Source organism: Pseudonocardia sp. D17 (genome assembly GCF_036984265.1).
Lineage (GTDB): Bacteria > Actinomycetota > Actinomycetes > Mycobacteriales > Pseudonocardiaceae > Pseudonocardia > Pseudonocardia benzenivorans.
This window is the reverse complement of record NZ_BPRG01000167.1, coordinates 1-1641: the sequence shown is the minus strand read 5'-3', so window position 1 is coordinate 1641 and position 1641 is coordinate 1. Positions and strand designations below refer to the sequence as shown.

The following is a 1641-nucleotide window of genomic DNA, read 5'->3' as shown; positions in this document are numbered from 1 at the left end:
AGCCCTGATCCACCGACGTGGTGGGGTGGTCGCTGATCTGGTGGCGTGCTCGGGATCGCGGGTCTTTGGGCGTGGTGGGGCTGCCGGTTTGTGCCGGCTCTTCCACGTCGGGTTCCTCGGTTCGTGCCCGTGGGGGCTGGGTGGTCAGGTCGCGGTGGCCGGTGGTGGTCCGGTGGCGGCGGTGTGGAGCGCGGTCCAGGCCTGTGCCCAGGCCCAGTGGGCGGGCAGGTGCAGGATGAGCCGGCGGCCGGTGGAGGCGATCCGGGCGGGGACGTTGATGATCCGGCGGCGCAGGGTGGCCCACCGGGCCGTGGCCATGTTCGCGGCGACGGCGGCGGCTCGGGCGATGTTGAACGCGATCGTCGCCATCGCCACCCACGCCGCGTTCGCCGCGTACTTCCCCGACGGCAGGTGCGCCAGGGGCCCGTCCTTGAGCTCGGCGATGACCTGCTCGATGACCGCGTGCCCGCGGTGGCGCTGGTCGGCCTGAATGGTGTCCAGGTCGGAGTTGGTGATGAACGCGTGGTGGCGGTAGGTCGCGAACAGCTCGCCCTGCTCGCTGCCGTCACTGGCCAGGGGCTGGAGCCGTCGGACGCGGCGCACGATCAGCCGGCAGGTCACGCGCTCGGCCTTGCGGCGACGGGTGAACGCGACGAAGGGGACCTCGGCGACCTCGGCGTCGGAGACCCACCGCTGCTCGGCCTCATCCCAGACCGCATGGGGGTACTTGATCGGGGTCCAGGCGTCCTCGCCGATGCCCGCGATGGCGGCCTTGGCCTGGGGGTTCATCCGCACCGTCACCGAGAACCAGGCGCCGTGGCGCAGGGCGGTGGCGACGAAGGCGTGGCCGTAGTACGCCGAGTCCGCCCGGCACAGCACCGGTCCGGCCACGCCCGCGGTCCGGGCGGTCCCCAGGGCCTGGGCGAGGAGCTGGCCGGCACCGGTGTGCGAGGCGACGTTCCCGCGCCGTAGCCGGGCCCGGACGATCACCGGCGCCGCCACCTCCGTGGAGACGGTGGCGAGCTGGACGTTCAGGCCACGCACCCCGGAGTAGCCGTACGCCGCGGCCTGCTTGGCGTACCCGTGAACCTCCCGGATCGTGTCATCGACATCGACGAACGCGATGTCCTGCGCCCTCGCGCCGCCGCTCACCAGGGCGGGAACCTTCCGAGCGAGCCCTGCCAGCAGCGCGCCGCTGATCTTGTCGAGCTGCTGGACGTGACCGTGGGTGAACGATCGCAGGAACGTGCCCAGCGTCGAGGGCGCCCGGACCCCGGCGAAGACCCGGCCCATCCCGCCATGACGCAGCAGGTCCAGGTCATCGATGCAGTCCGCACCGGCGAGCATCCCGCCGACCACGCCCGCCGTCTTGACCCCCGCGTTGGGCGAGGGCACCGTCAACCCCTCGAGCAGGCCGTACAAACCCGCGGACTCCGCCAGCCGCAACGCCGGGACCAGACCCGCCGCCGACACCAGATTGGACTCATCGAAGACCGGTCGAATCGTGTGAGAAGGTTTCACTTACGAGGTGTCCCTCCTGGACAGGCTGATCGAGACGTCGCAATCCCGATCCTCCCTGCTCAGGAGGGCATTCTCGTTCTACGCCACGCTCACCCACCGACCCACACCGGTGGATCAGGG

Annotated in this window: 1 protein-coding gene; it reads right to left on the bottom strand. The window is 71.3% G+C overall.

Annotation, left to right across the window (positions count from 1 at the left end; all coding sequences use genetic code 11):
• Window positions 1-144: 144 nt before the first annotated feature.
• Window positions 145-1521, bottom strand: coding sequence for an IS1380 family transposase (locus PSD17_RS23630; protein WP_445261036.1), 1377 nt, complete (start codon window positions 1519-1521; stop codon window positions 145-147).
• Window positions 1522-1641 lie beyond the last annotated feature (120 nt).